Raw genomic sequence first — 15,038 nt, 5'->3', positions numbered from 1 at the left:
CCAGCCGGAGCGTGTCAGCGGTGAGTCCAGCCGAGGGTCTTATGTCGCAGATCGCGATCCGCCGGGTATCCACTTGACGTCGCGCGCGCCATTGTCGTTCAGCCGCCGGGCGAGGACGAACAGCAGGTCGGAGAGCCGGTTGAGATAAGCGAGCGCCTGCCGGTTGAGCGCTACATCCCTGGCGGCAGCGGTCGCGCTGCGCTCCGCCCGTCGCGTGACGGCCCGGGCAAGATGCACCGCGGCCGCGGCGGCGGAGCCTCCCGGCAGGATGAAGCTATCCAGTGGAGCGAGATCGGCATTCATCTGGTCGATCTGTCGTTCGAGGCGCGCCACCTGGCTTTCGACGATGCGCAGGGCCCATGGTGCGTCCAGGCCGTCCGGTATTGGGGTCGCAAGATCGGCCCCCAAATCGAAGAGATCGTTCTGGATCGTCGTCAGCCATCCGGCTTCCTGGCCCGGCGCCATGGCGACTATGGCAAGGCCGATGGCACTATTCGCTTCATCGACGTCTCCCACCGCCTGCATGCGCGGGGCGTCTTTGGGCAGGCGCGATCCGTCGACCAAGCCTGTGGTGCCATCGTCGCCCGTTCGCGTGTAGATCTTGTTGAGCTTCACCATCGGGGAGCAGCGATCCTAATGCCCCTTCGCCAGCAGCAATATGGCGACGATGATGATCGCCACCGCCTGGAACAGGATGCGGTTGATCATCATCCGATTCTGTTTCAGCCGGGCCGGACTGGGGCCGCTTCCTTCAGGCCGATTCAAATCCTCCTTCGTCGTTTGAAGGAAGGCAATGATGCCCCGGATCAGCGCGACCAGCGTCGCGATCATGGCGAGGATCAGGGCAATGACCAGGATCGTGTTCATGGGGCCAAAGCTAGGCGCTTGCGGGTCGAATTCCAACTGGAAAGCGACCGGCCCGCAGGGCGTCGGCGAGTGCGGCGGGATCCACGCCGGACTCTCGCAATTCCGCGAGCGCGAGCGACCCGTCACGCTTGGCGAGGCGACGGCCATCCGCGCCGACCAGCAGCGGATGATGAATATAGACGGGGGAGGGCAGACCGAGCAGCGCCTGAAGCAGGCGATGAATATCGGTCGCCCCACGCAGGTCGTCGCCGCGCAGCACATGGCTGACCGCCATGGCCGCGTCGTCCAGCGTGCAGGACAAATGGTAGCTTGCGGGCGCGTCCTTGCGCGCCAGCACCACGTCGCCATGGACAGTGGGGGCCGCAAGGACGGGCTGCGGCTCCGCCTTGGCATCGAGGGGGAAGGGCAGCGCATTCCAATGCAAGGTGCCAACCCGCGCCGTCGCGGCCGCCACGTCGATCCGCCAGGCGTGTGGCTCTCCCGCCTCCATCCTCCGCACTCGTTGCGCGTCGTCCAGCGTTCGGCAGGCGCCGGGATAGACCGGTCCCTCCGGACCATGCGGGGCGATCATGCTCGCCTGTATGTCCGCCCGGGTGCAGAAACAGGGATAGAGCAGGTCTTCCTCCCGCAGCCTGTCGAGCGCCGCGTTGTACCGGTCGAGCCGCTGCGACTGGAAGATGATGTCGCCATCCCAGCCAATGCCGAGCCAGTTCAGGTCTTCGACGATCCCTTCGACATGCTCCGGCCGGCTTCTGGTTCCGTCTATGTCCTCGATGCGAAGGCAGAATGTGCCCATGCTTGCGCGCGCCATGTCATGCGCCAGCAGCGCCGACCATCCATGCCCGACGTGCAGGCGTCCGGTGGGGCTGGGCGCGAACCGGGTCACCATATGCTGTGGCGCGGCGGATGAAGTCATACAGGGCCTTGACGGAGGATATTCGTTAATGCTGTCATGCGCTTGTCACGTTGCTGGACGATCAGCGGCGTCGGCAAGGGGGAAGAAGGTTTCTATGTACCATCCCGACCTCATACGACATCCGGAAAATTGTCCGGCGCTTGTCCTCAATGCGGACTATACCCCTCTCAGCTATTATCCGTTGAGCCTCTGGCCGTGGCAGACCGCGATCAAGGCGGTGTTCCTGGAGCGGGTGGACATCATCTCAAGCTACGAGAGGGAGGTTCATAGTCCCAGCCTGCAGATGAAGATCCCGTCGGTCATCGCGCTCAAACAATATGTGAAGCCGTCCGAACACCCCGCTTTCACCCGCTTCAACCTGTTCCTGCGCGACAAGTTCGCCTGTCAATATTGCGGCGCGACCCACGACCTGACCTTCGACCATGTGATTCCCCGGCGCGCCGGCGGACGCACCACATGGGAGAATGTGGCGACGGCCTGTTCGCCCTGCAACCTGAAGAAGGGCGGCCGCACGCCGCGAGAAGCGGGAATGAAGCTGCACGTCCAGCCCATCCGTCCCACCAGCTGGCAGTTGCAGGAGCATGGCCGCGGATTTCCGCCCGGCTATCTTCACGACAGCTGGCATGACTGGCTCTATTGGGACGTCGAACTGCTGGCCTGAAGCTTTCTGGAACGCGTCCGTGGCTCAGCCGACCGGCAGCCAGTCCAGGTCCATATCCTTATGCCGGTTGGTATAATGGCCGATCTCTTCCAACTGGCGCATGTTGAGGAGCGTGATGCGGCCATTGGACCGGCTGATCAGCCCTTCCTGCTCCATCTGCCGGATCATGCGGTTGACGTGGACGGATGTCAGGCCGATCGAATCGCCGATCTCTTCCTGCGTCAGCTTCAGGTCGAAACTGTCGGTGATGCTGTCATCGGTGACGCGCAGCCGGTCGAACATGTCGAGCAGAAACGAAGCGACCCGTGCCTTCGCCGATGTGCGGCCCAGCGCGGCGAGGCGATCCGTCATCGACACGCGTTCCGTATTGGACAGTAGGAACAGCAGCGCGGCGACGCGGGGATGTTCCTCCAGCAGGCGGCGCAAGGCGTGCTTGTCGAAAGGGCATACGATCGCATCGGACAGGGCGACGAGCGATTCTGGCGCCTTGCTGTAGATCGTGCTGGCGGAACCGATGAAGTCGCCGGGAAAATAGACGCGCAGGATCTGACGACTGCCATCAGGCAGGATGACGAAACTCATGACCCGGCCTTCGCGCAGCACGAAAAGTTCGGTCACCGTTTCGTTGACCCGTTGGATCATCGCGCCGCGCTTGATCTTGCGGGGATTTTCCTCAAGCCGGGATAGTGCAGCTTTTTCCGCATCGGAAAGCGGCACCTGCTTTGCCAGCCTTTCCGCGAAACAGCCCGTTGCCACCAAAAACACCTTCTTTCGTCAATTGTCGTTACGATGGCAAAACGCCCCAAGCGCCTTTTGGCTGCATTTTCACGATCTGCACTAAACTCGATCAATGTTGGGCTTCGGCTTGCAATTATGTTGCCCGGCATGGCTCTGCGGCGGACTAAAGGGTCTGAGGCGATATTCAGGCCCGGTTCGCCTTGCGCCGCGCGCCATAGGCGCTATGAACCCTGATCGATGGACCGCATACATATTCGCGGCGGAAAAGCGCTTTCCGGCCGCCTTCCGATTTCCGGCGCAAAGAACGCCGCCCTGACGCTGCTGCCCTGTGCGCTGCTGACGGACGAGCCCGTGACGCTTCGCAACCTGCCGCGTCTGGCCGACGTCGACAGCTTCGGACATTTGCTCAACCAACTGGGCGTATCGACCATGATCGAAGGCGCGCGGCCGGAGGATTTCGGCCGGGTGATAACGATGCGCGCCGGTCGCGTCACCTCGACCGAAGCGCCCTATGACATCGTGCGGAAGATGCGCGCGTCCATCCTGGTGCTTGGGCCGCTGCTCGCGCGTGCGGGCGAGGCGCGAGTTTCGCTGCCGGGCGGCTGCGCGATCGGCAACCGGCCGATCGACCTGCACTTGAAGGCGCTGGAGGCGTTCGGTGCGATCATCGAGATCAATGCCGGATATGTCCGGGCCAGCGCGCCGGACGGCGGCCTGCCGGGCGGCGTCTATACATTCCCGGTCGTTTCCGTGGGCGCGACCGAAAACGCGCTGATGGCCGCTGTGCTGGCGAAGGGCACCTGCATCCTGGAAAATGCCGCGCGCGAGCCGGAGATCGTCGATCTTTGCAATCTCCTCGTCGCCATGGGTGCTGACATCGAGGGTATCGGGTCCGACAAGCTCATCGTTCATGGGCGCGACCGCCTGCACGGCGCCACCTACCGCGTCATGCCGGACCGGATCGAAGCCGGCAGCTACGCCTGCGCCGCTGCCATCACTGGCGGGTCGCTGGACCTGATCGGCGCGAATGCCGAAGATATGCACGCCATTCTTGCAGCATTGCGGGAGGCCGGCGTGCAGGTCGACACGCACAAGGACGGCATTCGGGTCGCCTCCGATGGCAAGCTCAAGCCGCTCTCGCTCTCGACTGCGCCCTTTCCTGCATTCCCGACCGACATGCAGGCGCAGTTCATGGCGATGCTGACCTTGGCCGACGGGGCTTCTGTGCTGACCGAGACCATTTTCGAGAACCGCTACATGCATGTTCCCGAGCTGGCGCGCATGGGCGCGGACATTGCCGTCAACGGCCGGACCGCGGTGGTGCGCGGGGTGCAGGGTCTGGTGGGCGCGCCCGTCATGGCGACGGATTTGCGCGCTTCCATGAGCCTGATCCTCGCCGGCCTGGCGGCGGAAGGGGAGACGCAGGTCAACCGCGTCTATCATCTCGACCGCGGTTATGAGCGGCTGGAGGAAAAGCTGTCGGCCGTGGGCGCTGACATCGAACGCGTCAGCGATGGCTGAAGGCAGGGGCCTGGCGACGGACCGGGCGGCGCTGCTGGCGCTTTACGATCTTGACGCAGGCGGCTTTCGCACGCTGGACGATATCACCGCCTTTGCGGCGCAGCTCTGTGACGCGCCGATCGCGTTGGTCAGCATCGTGGAGGATGTGCGTCAGCGTTTCCTCGCCCGCTGCGGCCTGGATGCGGAGGAAACGCCGCGCGACGTCTCGTTTTGCGCCCACGCCATGCTGGGCGACGAGATTTTCGTAGTGCCGGACGCCACGCAGGACGATCGGTTCCGCGACAATCTGCTGGTCACCGGACCGCCGCACATTCGCTTCTACGCCGGCGCGCCGCTGACGGGAGCGGATGGCGAACCGCTGGGCGCCCTGTGCGTCATCGACACCAAGCCCCGGGCGCGGCTGACGGCGCTGCAATGGCAGGGGCTGTCCCTGCTCGCGCGTCAGGTGATGGTGGAGCTGGAAGGCCGGCGGCGCGACCGGGACACCATCCTGAAGCAGCGGCTCGACGCAGCAGCGATCGCAGACGGCGACCGCATGTTCCGCACGCTGGCAGACACCATGCCGCAGATGGTTTGGTCCACGCTGCCCGACGGCTTCCACGACTATTACAACGCACGCTGGTACGAATATACCGGCGTACCCGTCGGATCGACAGACGGAGAAGCATGGAACGGGATGTTCCATCCGGACGACCAGGATCGCGCATGGGGCAAATGGCGACACAGCCTCGCTACCGGCGAACCTTATGAGATCGAATATCGTCTGCGGCATCATAGCGGGGAATATCGGTGGACGCTCGGGCGCGCCTTGCCGATCCGCGATGTCGGTGGCGCAATCATGCGCTGGATCGGCACTTGCACGGACATTCACGAGCAGAAGCTGATGATGGAAGAGCGCGAAATGATCGCGCACGAACTGTCGCATCGCATCAAGAACATCTTTTCGGTGATCGTTGGCCTCATCGGCCTGTCGGCGCGGCAGCATCCCGAAATACGCGGTGTCGCCGACGACCTGCGTGATCGCATCCTTGCACTGGGGCGGGCGCATGATTTCGTGCGTCCCCACAGCAGTGAATCGGCACCGCAAAGCGGGCAGGGGCAAGGGCGTCTGCGTGGCGTCCTAAGTCAGATCTTCGCGCCGTATCGCGATGAGGCGACGAGCCGCATCCTGTTGACCGGCGACGATCCCCTGATCGACGATCGATCCGCAACGCCGATCGCGCTGCTGTTTCACGAACTTGCCACCAACGCCGCGAAATACGGAGCGTTGTCGACATCCTCAGGTCAGGTCAGCCTGCATGTGTGTACGGAGGGCAGGGATGTGCGGATCGATTGGAGTGAGGCAGGTGGACCGCCGGTCACGCCAGCCAAGTCAGATGGTTTTGGCAGTCGGCTGATGACGCTCAGCGTGGAGCGTCAATTGGGAGGGCGATTGAAGCGCGAGTGGCGGCCCGAAGGACTGCAGCTCAGCCTCTGGATTCCGATCCGCTCCATGAGCCGCGCGGCAGAAACGGAGTAAAACCGGCGATATCGGCTTCGCTTAGCTCCGGTTCTTCCTCAGCTGCCAGCAACAGGGCGGCAGCGATGCTGTGCGGACGAAAAGGCTTGGTGATGACACCCAGTGCCGCCACCGATGCTCCACCGATTTGCGCGGGATTGGCGGTTACATAGATGACCCGGACGCCGTGCCGGGCGGACAGTTCCATTCCGATCTGGGGTCCGGTGGGACCATCGCGCAAATTGAGATCCACCAGCGCAATGTCGCAATCATGCGCATCGGCGAGAGCGGCATCGCGATCCGCTGCAATGGCCTGAACGGTAAAGCCCGCATCTTCGACGATCTGTTCTATTTCCAGCGCGACGAAAATCTCGTCCTCGACGATCAAAACCTTCTTGCTCATTCCCAAATCCGCGGAGCTTAGTCGGAGTAAAATGCGCGAATACGGCTTGAGTTCCGTTGATGAAAGAATTTCTGGCCGGCCCTATCCGTCCGCAGTCGGTGACAGGCTGGTCCACACTGTGTCGAAATCCATGCTCTTCATGAGCAGAACCGAGGCCGGGTAGCCCGCGTCCGCAGCCTCCTGCGCTGTTCCGGTCGCGCTTTCAAGCGCCTCTGCCTGCGTGGCGAAGGGACCATAATATTTATTGTCCAGATTGATCTTCCACACGCCCTCATGTTCCAGGACGATGTAACGGGCATGGGGCAGGGCCATGTCAAAGAACCTCTATATTATAATGGTGCCAGGCCATGATCGCCGCCGCGCCGCGATGCGGTCGCCAGCGTTCGGCCAACTCCCGCGTCAGTTTTTCACTCGGCCGGTCGGCAAGGCCCAGGATGCGGCCAATCTCGACCTGCACCGCCAGATCGCCGGCGGGCCAGATGTCGGGGCGACCTTCCGCGAAAAGCAGGTAGATTTCCGCGGACCAGCGGCCGATCCCCTTGATCTGGACCAGCTGCGCGATCGCTTCCTCGTCATCGCTTGGCAGCGCATGCAGATCGAGCGCGCCGGACACGACCAGTTCCGCCAGGCTGCGGGCATAGCCTTGCTTCTGACGGGACAGGCCGCACGCCCGGAGTTGGTCATGGTCCCGCGCGAGCAATGCGTCCGGTGCGCAGCCCTTACCCAGTTCGGCTTCCAGCCTGCGCCACACGGCGGCGGCGGACGCAACACTCACCTGCTGGCCGACGATCGTGCGCAGCAGCGTTTCATATCCCGGCTCCCGCACGCGCGGTTCCGGGTATCCCACCCTCTGGATCGCGGCGGCGAAGCCGGGTTCGAGCTGGGCGATCGCATCAAGGCTGGCGCGCATCTCATCGGGGGTCGTCACCATGGCTTTCTGTTCGACCCTTGCTTTCCGGATGCTGCTCCGCCAGAGCGGCGGGGACAATCTAGGGGACTGGATAAATGCCAAAACTGATCGTGGTCAACCGTGCTGGGGAAGAACAGGCTGTCGAGGGGGACGCGGGCCTGTCGGTCATGGAAGTCATCCGTGACAATGGGTTTGACGAATTGCTTGCCCTGTGCGGCGGTTGCTGTTCCTGCGCGACTTGCCATGTCTATGTCGATGAGGATTTCGCGGCATCGCTTCCGCCGATGAGCGACGATGAGAATGACCTGCTCGACAGCAGCGATCATCGCAACAGCAGCAGCCGCCTGTCCTGCCAGGTCGTGCTGACCGACGCCCTGGACGGACTGCGCGTCACCATCGCGCCGGAAGACTGACCTGCCGACCGCTGCGCCGCTACCGGTTGGTGGCGGCGTAGAGGGCGATGGCTGCGGCGTTCGAAACGTTCAGGCTTTCCATGCGGGGGCTGATCGGCAGCTTCGCGATGATGTCGCAATGCGCGATGCTGTTGTGGCGTAGTCCTTCGCCTTCTGCTCCCAGCACCAGCGCGACACGGGATTCTCCGATGGCGTCGCCCAGATTGGTGTCGGCGTCTCCATCCAGGCCGATGCGCCAATAGCCGGCCTCGGCTATTTCATCGAGCGCGCGGGCGAGGTTCACCACCCGAACCCAAGGCACGATTTCCAGAGCGCCCGATGCCGCCCGCGCCAGCACGCCCGACTCGGGCGGCGCGTACCGGTCCTGCGTGACGATGCACAAGGCGTCGAACGCCGCCGCCGACCGCAGGATCGCGCCGACATTATGCGGGTCGGTGACCTGATCCAGCACCAGGATCGGGCGCTTGTCATCCTGCCCTTCCTCCAGCACATCGCCCAGCCAGACGTCGTCGAGCGGCTCCACCTCCGCCACGATGCCCTGGTGCGGTGCGTCGGACGGCACCATACGGCCCATATCGGCGACATCGGCATAGACGATCGGCAGCACTGGCGGCAGTTCCAGCGCGTTGATGGCGTCGCGCGTACCCCAGATTTTCCGCACGACGCGGTTGGGATTTGCAAGTGCCGCGGTCACGGCGTGGCGGCCGTAGAAGCGGGGGAGGTTGCCCTTGGGCTTGGCGGAACGATACGTCTTTTTCATGGATCGGCTCTTTTCACATCCACCCATTGACAGGCAAGCCTCCTTTCGCCATTGAGCCGCCTCCAGCGCGGGAATGACACGCTTCTCCCCGCGTCAGGCACTGGACAGGTGGCCGAGTGGTTAAAGGCAGCAGACTGTAAATCTGCCCGGGTTTCCCGTACGCTGGTTCGAATCCAGCCCTGTCCACCACCTGCCTCCGCAGGGTACTTTCCCCCTCAGTAAGTCTCGACGGTGGCGCGCGGTTTTACGCGCTCATTTCACGCTGCTCACGAAATCTCGACCCTCGCGCAACCGCCTCTTGGTTCCTGCTGCAGACTGTGCCACATCATATATGATATTATATTGATGCAGAATCGCCGCGACAGGTGATCGGACGGGGAGGTGCTTTTTCAGTGAAGGAAGGTTTGAGGCGCAGCTTGCGTGTGGGATCCTTGGCTTCTGCTTGGCTTGCTGGCCGGAAAGCGGTGGCGAGGTCTGCTGTTTTGGCGCTGGCGACAACGGCGTCGGTATCGCCCCTGGCCGCAGGATCAGCACCTCTTCCTCCGGTCCACATCCTGCTGTTCGCAGGCCCCAAACAGCATGGTGCCCCCGGCCGCCATGAATATGAGAAAGACCTGCGCGAAATCGCCTGGCTCCTCGAACATTCCGGCGCCAACCGTGAAGTCAAAGCCGAAGTCCTAGTCGGACAGAAGCCCCGCGACATGGCGATGTTGGAGAAGGCCGATGCGATCGTCATCGACGGCAATGGAGACTGGCTGCGGCGGGAAACCGGGGCGCTGTTCCCGCAATATGCGGAAACGGACGGCCTGAATTATGACGCGCCGACGACCGCTGCCCTCAAGGAATTCGACGCTCTGCTCCAGCGTCGGAAGACTGGCCTCGTCGTGTATCATTACACCATGTTCGTGGACAATCGGGCGGGGCGCATCTGGCTCAGCAATTGGCTGGGCGGGGCGTGGATCCCCTATGTGTCGCACAATCCGGTCGATACATGGGCGATCAAGCCGCTGGGCACCAAGCATCCGGTCCTGCGCGGCGTGAAGCCGTGGACCCCGCGGGAGGAAATGTATTCCCGCTATTTCCTGCCGGATAATCCGGGGCGCACGCTGCTGTTGACCGCGAAGCCGGCGCAGGCTGCCAATGGCACGGGCGGGCCGGTCGCATGGGCCTATGACCGGCCGGACGGCGGCCGCTCGGTGGTTTGGGGCGGCAACGACTTTCACGACAATATGCACCTCTTCCCCCAACAGCGCCGCTTCCTGGTGAACGGCATATTATGGGCGGCCGGTGTCGAGGTGCCGAGCGGCGGCGCGAACGACCAGATGCCGCCGGAATTTTGACAAGCGATCGGGAAGGTTCTCCATATGCGATTTGACCGACGTTTGAGGGTTGCCGCGCTCACCATGGCGGCGTGGCTGCTGCCGCAGCCCGCGCTGGCTGATGATGGATTCTTCTCACGGGATCAGGTGATCCGCTACACGCCAGACTGGACGGGCGAACGCTTCCCGGACGGACGCCCCAAGGTGCCCGACGCTATCCTGGAGCGGATGCGCGACGTGACGCTGGAGGAAGCCTGGGCGACGCTGCGCAGCGCCGGCTTCAACCATCAATATGAGGATGGCTGGCTGTCCATCTTCCCCGAAAAGATATTGGTGGGGCGGGCGCTGACATCCCAATGGCTGCCCGGTCGGCCGGACATCCAGACCGTGCTGGAAAAACAGGGCGTGGCCGACAAGCGGAAAGGGGCGATGAACGCCTGGCCGGTCGACATGCTGCAAAAGGGCGACGTCTATGTCAGCGATCATTTCGGGCTGAAGCAGGATGGGCCGTCCATCGGCGACAATGTGGGCAACGCGATCTACGCCCGCAGCGGCAACGGCGTCGTCTATGACGGCGCGGTGCGCGACATCAACGGGCTCAAGGAACTGCCCAATTTCGTGTCGTTCGTGCGGTCCTATGATCCGTCGCACCATTTCGGCGCGATGGCGACCGGCGCGCGCCTCAATTCCACCATGGTCGGAATCAACGGGCCGATCCGCATCGGCAAGGCCACCGTCATGCCCGGCGACATCGTGCTGGGGCGGGACGGAGGCGTCCTCTTCATTCCGCCGCAACTGGCGGAAAAGGTTGTGAAGCTGTCGGAAAATACCCGGCTGCGCGACATGTTCGGTCATCTGCGCCTGCGCGAAGGCAAATATACGGCGGGGCAGATCGACACGAAATGGTCCGACGCGATCGAAGCCGATTTCTTCGCCTGGCTGCAGGCCAACAAGAACAAGCTGCCGGTCAAGCCCGAAGCCGTGCAGCAGATCATCCGCGATCATGAAGCAGGCATCCCCTACGAAGGATGATGTCGCGCTTCTTGTCTATCATCGTTCCAGAAAGGACAACCATCATGCACTTCCGCGCCGCCGCCCTTATCGCCACCAGCCTCTGCCTTGCCACCGCGGCCCATGCCGCCACGCCGGCCGAGGTCGTCGCCCGCCATGTCGAAAGCATGAAAGTCGGCAAGCTCCAGCCGATCATGGCCGACTATTCCGCCGACACCGTGGTCGTCACGCCCGAAGGGCTGGTGGCCGGCCAGATGCCCGCCAAGGGCCCAGGCGTCTATTCGGGCCAGGCACAGGCGAGCCGCGTCTTCACGACGCTGACCGACAAGGATCATCATGCCGGCATCAAGGCGATGGAAACGCGCATCGAGCCGGTCGGTCCGGACAGCGTCATCCTGCATTGGGTCCAGAACAAGGGGCAGCCGAGCCAGGTGTCAGGCAAGGATGTCTTCATCGTCCGCAACGACAAGATCGAGTTCCAGACGATCATGGTCGACTGACCGGATCGTCCAGCAGGTCAGGCCGTTTCGGCAAATTCGTAGAGCGGCCTGATCTCGATCTCGCTGGGGCCGGGCATGGGGTTGGGGCAGCGCTTCACCCAGGCGACGGCCTCATCCATGTCCTGGACCTCCCATAGCCAGAAGCCCGCGACCAACTCGCCGGTGGCGGAAAAGGGGCCGTCGACTACGGCCCGATCCGTCCCGTCGAACGCGACGCGCTTGCCGGCGGAGGACGGCGTCAGCCCTTCCGCCATCAACAGCACGCCGGCCGCGCGCAGCTCGTCGTTGAAGCGGCCCATCGCCGCCATGGCTTCCATCGATTCCGGCGATCGGGTGAAGCCTCGTTCGTTATCCTGCGTCGCCTTCACCAGCACCATTACGCGCATCGCCGTCTCCTTCGCTTGTGGTGAGTCGGCATCCTGCCGACATGGACGGGCACCGCAAGTCCAGCGGCATGCCTCAGTCCAGCATCGCTGCAAGGGCAGGGGTCATATATTCGCGCGCGCCTTCCGCCGTCCGCAGGACGAGCCGGGCGGCGAGGTCGTGCCGGGTCGCCAGCGTCATGCCGGCCTCCGGTCCCATGACGGTGATCGCGGTCGCCCAGGCATCCGCCATCATCGTGGAATCGTGCAGCACCGTGACCGACGCCACGCCTTCCTTTATGGGGGCGGCTGTTGCCGGGTTGATGCTGTGCGACAGGCGGCGACCGTCGATATGGCGGAAGCGGCGGTAGTCGCCCGATGTTGCGATGGCCATGCCCGAGAGAGCGACCCGCAAGACGGGCACCACAAGGCCTGGAGGAGGTTCGACATCGACCCACCATGGCTGGAGATCGGGTTTGACACCTTCGCCGCGCAATTCCCCGCCAATTTCGACGAGGAAATTCGCTGCCCCGGCGGCGCGCAGGGCGGACGCGACGGCGTCCACGGCAAAGCCCTTGGCGATGCCGGAAAGATCGAGTGCGACATCGGCCGTCCGACGTGCGCGATCGCCCTCGACCTGAATGCAGGTCCAGGGAGAGGGCAATCCGACATCCGCCCCGATATTGCCGGTGACCGCACCGAACCCCCATTTGTTTACCCAATGGCCGATGGCCGGATCGAATGCGCCGCCCGACAGCCGCGCCATGTCGAGGGCGGCGTTAAGCACCGTCAGCATATCTTTGGGCAACGTCATCCACTGGCCGGCCGGCAGGCGATTGAACCGGCTGACGGTCGAATCCGCCTCCCAATTGCTCATCTGGGCGATGACGCGGGCGAGGACGGCGGTGATGATGCCGTCCACATCAGCGGGCGGATCGACGGTCCGAGCGGACCAGTTCGTCCCCATCGTCGGCCCGCCATGTGCGGCCACCACGCCGTCCCGCCGCCGATCGACAAATTGATCGAGCGACAGGTCGGGCGCGATCGCGACGCGGATGCCGGGCATGGCGCCTTGCGTCAGGGCGCCAGCACTTCCAGCGTCGTGACGTAGGACGCGCGGCGCTGTGGCGGGCCGGCGGGCGCGTCCGGCCGGGGAGCGGCTGGCGTGCCTGCCGCATTGCCTCCCTCCCGCTCGCCCCCGATCGTGGCGTTCAGCCAGTACATGCCCGGTTCCGGCCAGCTGATCGCCACCTTGCCGTCCTTGTCGGCAGTCAGGTCCATCTGCCCAAGGCTGTCGCGATAGCGGATGCCGCCGGGAATGACCGTGACCTTGAGGCCCGCCGCCGGCTTTCCGTCGAGGAGGAACTGAAAGGTGGCCGCTTCCCCCGCCACCAGATCGTTGGGATGCGTCACCGGCACCAGTTCGATGCCTTCGCCCACAGGCTTGAACAGGGTGGTGGTGGGTGCACCCAGTGTCACGAAAATTTCGTTGCGATTGGACATCTCCGCGGTCTGCACCTCGGTCGCGCCCGCGGGAATGGCGGCGGCCAGCTTGTCCTTCGTGGTCCCGCGCGGCAGCCGCTCGCGCTTGCCGTTCAGCATGTAGCTGCCCATGATGCCGGTCGACACATTGGCGATGCGGTACGTGCCGGGCTTCGTCAGATGCACGTCGAACGTCGAGCGATAGCGGCCCTTGGCGGCATTCTCGATCCTGCCCGGCGTTCCGTCCGGCTCGGTGACGGCGATCCCATCGGTCTGCATCGGGAAATGCTCGAAATAGAACAGATCGTTGGAAATGGCGGCATCCACCGTCACCCAGCTATCCGCGCCGGACAGGGTGGTGGCGGACGGCAGCATCCACTGGCGATGCGCCTGCGCTGCGCCGGAGAGAAGCAGGGCGGCAAGGGCGCCCGCGAACAGATAGCTCTTCTTCATGGTCACCCTCTTCATTTGCCGAAAGTCAGCGCCACCGCGCCCAATTCGCTGCCGCCCTGCACCCTGACCGTAGCACCGGGCTTGGGCGGCCAGGAGAAGGGCAGGCGCAGCAGCTCGCGGCCGCCGACTTCGCGTGCCGCTTCCACCAGCAGCGTGTAATTGCCCGGCGTCAGAGCGCCCAGCGGTCCGCGGCCGGCGTTGAAGGCGATCTTCTGGTCGCCCGGCGCGCGGGTCGCGCCGGTCACGCCGTCTGCGGGGAACCGCATCGTCCGGCCCGATGCGCGCCACCATTGGCGCACGTCGCGCAGCCACTTGGTTCCCTCGCCATTCTTCTTGTCATGATCGTACCAGATCGACAGGGTCCGTGGCGTCGCGCCCTCCTTCTCGATCCAGACGGCGACATAGGGACGATGATATTCGGCGACCGACAGGCGGGGAATGGCGATGTTCAGGTTCAGCGTCTGCGCGCTGGCAACCGTGGGCATGGCCGTGCCCAGTGCGCCTGCTCCCGTCAGCAGCAGATGATGGCGGATCTGCATGATGGTCCCCTCAATGGATGAAGATGATGGCGATGATCGCGGGAATGGCGAGGCCGGCGGCAACCAGCGGCCAGGTCGAAGGACGCCTTTTTGCGTGCAGGTACAGCAGCAGCAGCCCGGTCAGCGCGAACAGGAAGCAGGCGATGGCGAAGATATCGATGAACCATGACCATGCCGACCCTGCATTACGCCCCTTGTGCAGGTCGTTGAGGTAGCTGATCCAGCCCCGGCTGGTGCTTTCGCTGGTCACGTCCCCGCTGGCCCGATCGATCGAGACCCACCCATCGCCGCCGGGACGGGGCAAGGGAAGATAGATGTCATCGGCCGACCATTCCGCGTCACCCTTGCCGCTCTGACCGGTTTCGCGTTCGATCCAGGCGGCGATCGGAGGCGGAAGCGGCTTCTTCGCGTCCGGCAGGGAGTCCGGCGCGATCTGCTTCAACAGGCCGGTCGGCAATGTCACGCTTTTCTCGATCGTCTGCGGCGCGCCTTCCACATCCGCCGCATGGTTGAGCGTGATGCCGGTGAACGCGAACAGCAGCAGCCCGATCAGGCTGACGGCGGAACTCACCCAATGCCAGGTATGAAGCTGCTTCAGCCAGAACGCCTTGGCGTTCTTAACTTTTCGCGCCTGGATGCGGGCCTGTCCATGCATATTGGAAGCGAATATCCTGCAAGATCGTCA

General features: G+C 63.9%; 20 protein-coding genes and 1 tRNA gene. 8 read left to right on the top strand and 13 right to left on the bottom strand.

Going from position 1 to position 15,038, the window contains the following annotated elements:
• Positions 1–39 precede the first annotated feature (39 nt).
• Genes ACFQ24_RS15295 through gluQRS form a run of 3 tightly spaced genes read right to left on the bottom strand, consistent with a single transcriptional unit; the run spans position 40 to position 1,783 of the window.
• Entirely contained in the window at positions 40–618 is a 579-nt protein-coding gene (locus ACFQ24_RS15295) for a cob(I)yrinic acid a,c-diamide adenosyltransferase (protein ID WP_380912726.1), read from the bottom strand.
• Positions 619–633: 15 nt separating this feature from the next.
• On the bottom strand, positions 634–867 hold the full coding sequence (locus ACFQ24_RS15290) for a twin transmembrane helix small protein (protein ID WP_066763263.1): 234 nt from the start codon (positions 865–867) through the stop codon (positions 634–636).
• Between the two features lie 10 nt (positions 868–877).
• Positions 878–1,783 carry a tRNA glutamyl-Q(34) synthetase GluQRS gene (gene gluQRS / locus ACFQ24_RS15285; protein WP_380912723.1) on the bottom strand — a complete coding sequence of 302 codons (906 nt, stop codon included), beginning with the start codon at positions 1,781–1,783 and terminating at the stop codon, positions 878–880.
• A gap of 94 nt (positions 1,784–1,877) precedes the next feature.
• Between gluQRS and ACFQ24_RS15280 the strand changes: the two genes are divergently transcribed.
• Positions 1,878–2,444 (top strand): HNH endonuclease, encoded by a 567-nt coding sequence (locus ACFQ24_RS15280; protein WP_380912721.1) that lies wholly within the window; start codon positions 1,878–1,880, stop codon positions 2,442–2,444.
• 24 nt (positions 2,445–2,468) lie between these two features.
• Here ACFQ24_RS15280 and ACFQ24_RS15275 read toward each other — a convergent pair whose 3' ends face one another.
• Positions 2,469–3,203: a Crp/Fnr family transcriptional regulator gene (locus tag ACFQ24_RS15275; protein WP_380912719.1), complete on the bottom strand. Its 735-nt coding sequence runs from the start codon at positions 3,201–3,203 to the stop codon at positions 2,469–2,471.
• Positions 3,204–3,419: 216 nt separating this feature from the next.
• Here ACFQ24_RS15275 and murA point away from each other — a divergent pair, with 216 nt between their 5' ends.
• Both murA and ACFQ24_RS15265 read left to right on the top strand, forming a co-directional pair.
• Positions 3,420–4,703 carry a UDP-N-acetylglucosamine 1-carboxyvinyltransferase gene (gene murA / locus ACFQ24_RS15270; RefSeq protein ID WP_380912717.1) on the top strand — a complete coding sequence of 428 codons (1,284 nt, stop codon included), beginning with the start codon at positions 3,420–3,422 and terminating at the stop codon, positions 4,701–4,703.
• Positions 4,696–6,222 carry a sensor histidine kinase gene (locus ACFQ24_RS15265; protein ID WP_380912715.1) on the top strand — a complete coding sequence of 509 codons (1,527 nt, stop codon included), beginning with the start codon at positions 4,696–4,698 and terminating at the stop codon, positions 6,220–6,222. The genes murA and ACFQ24_RS15265 overlap by 8 nt, the downstream gene beginning before the upstream one ends.
• On the opposite strand, the gene ACFQ24_RS15260 is transcribed toward ACFQ24_RS15265, so the two are convergent.
• The 3 genes from ACFQ24_RS15260 to ACFQ24_RS15250 form a co-directional block, all read right to left on the bottom strand.
• The gene (locus ACFQ24_RS15260; RefSeq protein ID WP_380912713.1) at positions 6,170–6,604 is read right to left on the bottom strand and encodes a response regulator; all 435 of its coding nucleotides are present in this window, start codon (positions 6,602–6,604) and stop codon (positions 6,170–6,172) included. The genes ACFQ24_RS15265 and ACFQ24_RS15260 overlap by 53 nt on opposite strands.
• Before the next feature lie 81 nt (positions 6,605–6,685).
• A complete protein-coding gene (locus ACFQ24_RS15255; RefSeq protein ID WP_380912711.1) occupies positions 6,686–6,916 on the bottom strand; it encodes a DUF2188 domain-containing protein in 231 nt (76 codons plus the stop codon).
• Position 6,917: 1 nt separating this feature from the next.
• Entirely contained in the window at positions 6,918–7,535 is a 618-nt protein-coding gene (locus tag ACFQ24_RS15250; protein WP_380912710.1) for a DNA-3-methyladenine glycosylase family protein, read from the bottom strand.
• 74 nt (positions 7,536–7,609) lie between these two features.
• Here ACFQ24_RS15250 and ACFQ24_RS15245 point away from each other — a divergent pair, with 74 nt between their 5' ends.
• Complete coding sequence (locus ACFQ24_RS15245) at positions 7,610–7,927, top strand: 2Fe-2S iron-sulfur cluster-binding protein (protein WP_380912708.1); 318 nt, start codon at positions 7,610–7,612, stop codon at positions 7,925–7,927.
• A 19-nt stretch (positions 7,928–7,946) separates the two neighbouring features.
• Here the strand turns inward: ACFQ24_RS15245 and ACFQ24_RS15240 are convergent, their stop codons facing one another.
• The gene (locus ACFQ24_RS15240; protein ID WP_380912706.1) at positions 7,947–8,687 is read right to left on the bottom strand and encodes a TrmH family RNA methyltransferase; all 741 of its coding nucleotides are present in this window, start codon (positions 8,685–8,687) and stop codon (positions 7,947–7,949) included.
• Positions 8,688–8,789: 102 nt separating this feature from the next.
• Between ACFQ24_RS15240 and ACFQ24_RS15235 the strand changes: the two genes are divergently transcribed.
• From ACFQ24_RS15235 to ACFQ24_RS15220, 4 genes are all read left to right on the top strand, one after another.
• A tRNA-Tyr gene (locus ACFQ24_RS15235) sits at positions 8,790–8,876 on the top strand.
• A gap of 293 nt (positions 8,877–9,169) precedes the next feature.
• Positions 9,170–10,027 (top strand): ThuA domain-containing protein, encoded by an 858-nt coding sequence (locus tag ACFQ24_RS15230; protein ID WP_380912704.1) that lies wholly within the window; start codon positions 9,170–9,172, stop codon positions 10,025–10,027.
• 24 nt (positions 10,028–10,051) lie between these two features.
• Positions 10,052–11,038: an RraA family protein gene (locus ACFQ24_RS15225; protein WP_380912702.1), complete on the top strand. Its 987-nt coding sequence runs from the start codon at positions 10,052–10,054 to the stop codon at positions 11,036–11,038.
• A 44-nt stretch (positions 11,039–11,082) separates the two neighbouring features.
• Complete coding sequence (locus ACFQ24_RS15220) at positions 11,083–11,517, top strand: hypothetical protein (RefSeq protein WP_380912701.1); 435 nt, start codon at positions 11,083–11,085, stop codon at positions 11,515–11,517.
• A 17-nt stretch (positions 11,518–11,534) separates the two neighbouring features.
• Here ACFQ24_RS15220 and ACFQ24_RS15215 read toward each other — a convergent pair whose 3' ends face one another.
• The 5 genes from ACFQ24_RS15215 to ACFQ24_RS15195 all read right to left on the bottom strand — a co-directional run bounded on the left by ACFQ24_RS15215 (position 11,535) and on the right by ACFQ24_RS15195 (position 15,008).
• The gene (locus ACFQ24_RS15215; RefSeq protein ID WP_380912699.1) at positions 11,535–11,903 is read right to left on the bottom strand and encodes a YciI family protein; all 369 of its coding nucleotides are present in this window, start codon (positions 11,901–11,903) and stop codon (positions 11,535–11,537) included.
• A gap of 73 nt (positions 11,904–11,976) precedes the next feature.
• On the bottom strand, positions 11,977–12,846 hold the full coding sequence (locus ACFQ24_RS15210; protein WP_380912937.1) for an FAD:protein FMN transferase: 870 nt from the start codon (positions 12,844–12,846) through the stop codon (positions 11,977–11,979).
• Between the two features lie 110 nt (positions 12,847–12,956).
• Positions 12,957–13,814, bottom strand: coding sequence for a DUF4198 domain-containing protein (locus ACFQ24_RS15205; RefSeq protein WP_380912697.1), 858 nt, complete (start codon positions 13,812–13,814; stop codon positions 12,957–12,959).
• Positions 13,815–13,825: 11 nt separating this feature from the next.
• On the bottom strand, positions 13,826–14,353 hold the full coding sequence (locus ACFQ24_RS15200) for a DUF2271 domain-containing protein (RefSeq protein WP_380912695.1): 528 nt from the start codon (positions 14,351–14,353) through the stop codon (positions 13,826–13,828).
• A gap of 10 nt (positions 14,354–14,363) precedes the next feature.
• Complete coding sequence (locus ACFQ24_RS15195) at positions 14,364–15,008, bottom strand: PepSY-associated TM helix domain-containing protein (RefSeq protein WP_380912693.1); 645 nt, start codon at positions 15,006–15,008, stop codon at positions 14,364–14,366.
• Positions 15,009–15,038: the final 30 nt, after the last annotated feature.

Source organism: Sphingobium olei (assembly GCF_042678845.1).
Taxonomy (GTDB): domain Bacteria; phylum Pseudomonadota; class Alphaproteobacteria; order Sphingomonadales; family Sphingomonadaceae; genus Sphingobium; species Sphingobium olei.
The sequence above is the reverse complement of the archived record's forward strand: the minus strand, read 5'-3'. Positions and strand labels throughout refer to the sequence as shown.